This window comes from Flavobacterium sp. (genome assembly GCF_044348915.1).
Taxonomy (GTDB): Bacteria; Bacteroidota; Bacteroidia; order Flavobacteriales; family Flavobacteriaceae; genus Flavobacterium.
In genome coordinates this window covers 1-3,585 of the sequence record NZ_JBIKRX010000155.1, presented here as the reverse complement: position 1 = coordinate 3,585, position 3,585 = coordinate 1, and the positions used below count along the sequence as shown (strand labels likewise).

Sequence of the window (3,585 nt, the reverse complement as noted above, 5' to 3'; positions counted from 1 at the left end):
AGAAAAGGATGGAGAATGAGAAACCAAAAATACCTCGTAAGTTCTATTCAAAAGCATTCATTCCTGTATTAGAAAGCAAACAGAGATATCTTGTTTGTTATGGAAGTCGAGGATCAAGCAAGACCTTTCACATCATCCTCAAGCTATTGATGGAGTCGTTTGCACCTAAGCATAGAGCCATTTATTATTGCAGAAAGAATCACGAGACAATACGTTCAACTACATTCAAGGACATCTGCTTTGCTATCAAGATGTTTGGCATGAAGCATTATTTTGAATATAGCGAGGTAGCCAACAGCTCAATGGTGTTCACTAATAAGATTACTGGTCATAAGATAATGCCTTATGGATTAGTAGAAGCTGAAAAGACTAAGGGTATAAGTCAAGCTACTCATGTCTTTGTGGATGAGATAACCGAATGCTCCAAAGAGTCTATTGATATGATTGACTCAGTTCTAAGGACTCCACAAGCCGAATACCTACAATTCATCTGTGCCTTTAATCCGGTGGATGAGAATAACTTTATACGGTCCTATTTCTTTAGTCCTGATGACATCAGCAAGCCGAGAGCTGATTATGGAGATGACCTACTCATCCATCACTCTACTTTAAATGATAATGAATACATTGATAAGGAAGCCTATGAGATAAGTTTAAGAAGGAAGTATGAGCATAATCAAAACTTATTAGACATCAATCTATATGGTAAGTGGGGAAGAGCTGAGGTTGATAAGCCATACATCACTAACTTTGATAAGAGTAAACACGTTGGCAATTTTGAGTTTGATAATTCGGATATATTACTTTCATTTGACTTTAACGTAGATCCAATGACTTGTGTTGCATCACAGATTAGAGCTGGAGTAGTTTACTTTATTGAGGAGTATCGGCTAAGGAATAGCGACATATGGCAACTTTGTGCTGAGATAAGGAGCAAGCTTCCAAAGTCAAACTATGTGATAGTAACAGGAGATAGCACCGGTAAGAATCGCCAAGCCATCAGTAAAGGAGGGTTAAATTATTATCATGTCATCAAGGATGAGTTAAATTTACATGATAGGGCATTCACTATACCTGGTATGAATCACTCCAATCATAATAGCCGAGAGATAATGAATCGTGCCTTCCACTTTAACAAGTGCTTTATCAATGAGTCTATGCCTTATCTAATCAAGGACCTTACCTATTGTGAAGCAGATATGCATGGTAATCTAATCAAAAAGAGTAGTGGCGAGGGTAAGGAGTTGTCGCATTTATTAGACGCTTTCAAATATTCATTAGTAAATATTTATCGGACTAAGTTAGATTTATAGTGTAATTCAATAATTTATGAATAACTTTGTATGAGTTACAATTCATTAAGTCAATCTGACATCACTAATGCCTAATTAATCATGCAATGAAGTCAAAATTTAGTCATTTAGACCAACAAATTAGGGACTTAATTATAGCCAATCCATCATTCCACGACTCATATACCAAGTTAGCTAAGATACTTTTAAACACTGAAGATAGCTCCGATGATAATCTTGATATAAATGCCTTGAAGATTTATATCATGAGAAATAAAAAGAGGATATTAGACTTGCATGAGGGCATCTTGAATGCTTGTGAGCTTACAGATGTGCCATTGACATCAGCTAAAAATATATGGATTAAGACTAAGCCAACAGATACTACTCCAGGAGTGAGTGCCTTTGTTGTGAATCCTGACTTTGTGCCTAATGAGATAGTAAAGGTAAGTGAGCTTAAAGCAGACTTGATTAAGGACCTACAAGCTTTTATTCCTAAGTTTCCAAAGCTCAAGAGGGTAGTGGATAAGAATAGCTACTTATTAGTTTTAGATCCTGCCGACATTCACATTGGCAAGTTATGTACAGCATTCGAGACTGGCGAAGATTACAATAATCAAATAGCAGTTAAAAGGGCATTGGAAGGAGTTGATGGCATATTGCAAAAGGTATCATCCTTTGCCATTGATAAGATTTTATTCATCGGTGGTAACGATATACTCCATGTGGACAATCCAAAGAGAATGACTACATCAGGCACTCCACAAGATACTGATGGAATGTGGTATGATAACTTTTTGATTGCTAAACAGCTTTACATTGACATCCTTTTAAAGTTGGTAACGGTTGCTGATGTTCACTTCACTTTCAATCCAAGCAATCACGATTATACTAATGGTTTCTTTTTAGCTGACGTCATCAAGACTTACTTTAAGGACTGCAAGAATATCACTTTTGATTGTTCAATAGCACATAGGAAAGGATTTAAGTATCACAATAATTTGATAGGCACTACTCATGGCGATGGTGCTAAGTTAGCTGACTTACCTTTATTGATGGCTCAGGAGTTCAGTCAAGAATGGGCATCTACCAAGCACAGATACGTTTATACTCATCATGTGCATCATAAAACTGCTAAGGACTTTATCGGCATAACTGTTGAAAGCTTGAGGAGTCCATCAGGCACAGATAGCTGGCATCATCGTAACGGCTATTTAAGTATCAAAGCTATTGAGGGTTTTTTACATTGCAAACATAATGGGCAGATAGCTCGAATCACTAATATTTTTTAATCATGGCAAAAGAGAAAGAAGCACCAATCGAAGATGATGATGACTTGGACTTTGAGGTTGAGTTTACCACTCGTGAGGAATACTTTACTTCCTGTGCTACTCTTATTCAGATAGCCGACATGATTAATCCAATGACATCAGAAGAAAGTATTTTAAAAAAGAATATACTAAGGAGATGTTACAAGATAATTGATGTGATGAGTGCAGAGATGTATGATGAGCTGTTCGAGGATAGAGAGGAGCTTGAATCTTAATACTAAATGGTATAATACTATTTGGTATAAAATTACTATATTTCAATTCATAAATAATAATAATGGCAACAGAGAATATAATATTTAAGGTCCTTTTTGACACGACAGATGCTACTAAGCAAGTCGCTTCATTGGATGGAGTAATGGAGAATGCTACCAAGCAAGTTGATGAGTTTACTAAGAATGTCAAGGGTGGTGCTGAAGGATTGAGTAACCTGGCGAAAGCAAAAAAGACATTTAACGACATCTCAATAGCTGAATCTACTAACGAGATTAAGGAGCTTAGTTCTGAATTGTCCAATGCTACTGCTAAGGAAAAGGACTTTGGCAAGGCAGGAAAAGAGACTGTTGATGCTTATAAAAAGGGTAAGATTGACCAAGTTCAAGCTACTAAACAGCTTGGAGATGCTATTGATAAAGGAGTGGTTGCTACTCAAAAGATGGCTACTGAGACTGAGAAGATGGCAGGTAAAATGAAGTCTTATAAGGCACAGATAGCAGAATTAAAAGCTGTCTTACCTACATTAACTGGAGAAGAATATGTACAAGCTCAAGCAAAGTTAGCTAATTTGACTGATGCAATGGGCGATCAACAAGCACAGATTAAGTTGTTGGCATCTGATACAAGAGCTTTAGATACTACCATGCAAGGACTTCAATTAGGAGTCGGAGTATTCGCTGGACTTCAAGGAGCAAGTGCATTATTTGGAGAGCAAAGTGCAGATGTAGAGAAAGCATTATTGAAAG

4 protein-coding genes are annotated in these 3,585 nt (G+C 36.8%); all 4 read left to right on the top strand.

The window, feature by feature from the left end; genetic code table 11:
• On the top strand, positions 1–1,313 hold a 1,313-nt coding region (locus tag ACIQ1E_RS14245; protein ID WP_396172042.1), incomplete at its 5' end, for a PBSX family phage terminase large subunit.
• 86 nt (positions 1,314–1,399) lie between these two features.
• Positions 1,400–2,584 carry a hypothetical protein gene (locus tag ACIQ1E_RS14240; protein ID WP_396172041.1) on the top strand — a complete coding sequence of 395 codons (1,185 nt, stop codon included), beginning with the start codon at positions 1,400–1,402 and terminating at the stop codon, positions 2,582–2,584.
• Positions 2,585–2,586: 2 nt separating this feature from the next.
• A complete protein-coding gene (locus ACIQ1E_RS14235) occupies positions 2,587–2,838 on the top strand; it encodes a hypothetical protein (RefSeq protein ID WP_396172039.1) in 252 nt (83 codons plus the stop codon).
• Positions 2,839–2,900: 62 nt separating this feature from the next.
• Positions 2,901–3,585 (top strand): hypothetical protein (locus ACIQ1E_RS14230; RefSeq protein WP_396172038.1); only part of this gene is annotated, 685 nt, incomplete at its 3' end.

What these genes read in the sequence shown, in the direction of transcription:
- ACIQ1E_RS14235 (WP_396172039.1), top strand. Translation starts at nt 2,587, where the DNA reads ATGGCAAAAGAGAAAGAAGCACCAATCGAAGATGATGATGACTTGGAC.
- ACIQ1E_RS14240 (WP_396172041.1), top strand. Translation starts at nt 1,400, where the DNA reads ATGAAGTCAAAATTTAGTCATTTAGACCAACAAATTAGGGACTTAATT.